This window comes from Collinsella sp. HCP28S3_E9 (genome assembly GCF_052065455.1).
In the GTDB taxonomy this organism is placed as follows: Bacteria; Actinomycetota; Coriobacteriia; order Coriobacteriales; family Coriobacteriaceae; genus Collinsella.
The window spans coordinates 1-401 of record NZ_JBQHTZ010000051.1 but is presented as its reverse complement, the minus strand read 5'-3'; the positions used below and the strand labels follow the sequence as shown (position 1 = coordinate 401).

Sequence of the window (401 nt, the reverse complement as noted above, 5' to 3'; positions counted from 1 at the left end):
ATGCTGGCATGAGTAGCGAGAGACGAGAGAGTAACTCGTCCGCCGTGAACCCGAGGTTTCCTGGGCAAGGCTAATCCTCCCAGGGTCAGTCGGGGGCTAAGGCGAGGCCGGGAGGCGTAGCCGACGCGCAGCAGGCAGACATTCCTGCACCGCGCACGCGGCGCTACGACCGACGGGGCGACGGATGGGGGTGGCTCGGCGGGGTTCTGGACGTCCCCGTGATGGAGCGCGGCCCGCGGACCAGGGAAATCCGGTCCGCATCGAGGGCGAGGCTCCGGACGAAGCACTTAAGCGAAGCGAGTGAGCCCGAGGTCCCTAGAAAAACCCCTAGGCAGGCGCGTGCGCGCCCGTACCGCAAACCGACACAGGTGGGTGGGTAGAACATACCGAGGCGATCGGGT

Annotated in this window: 1 rRNA gene; it reads left to right on the top strand. The window is 66.8% G+C overall.

Annotated elements, in window-relative coordinates:
• Window positions 1–401, top strand: a 23S ribosomal RNA gene (locus tag ACTNA2_RS09105); the annotation flags it as partial.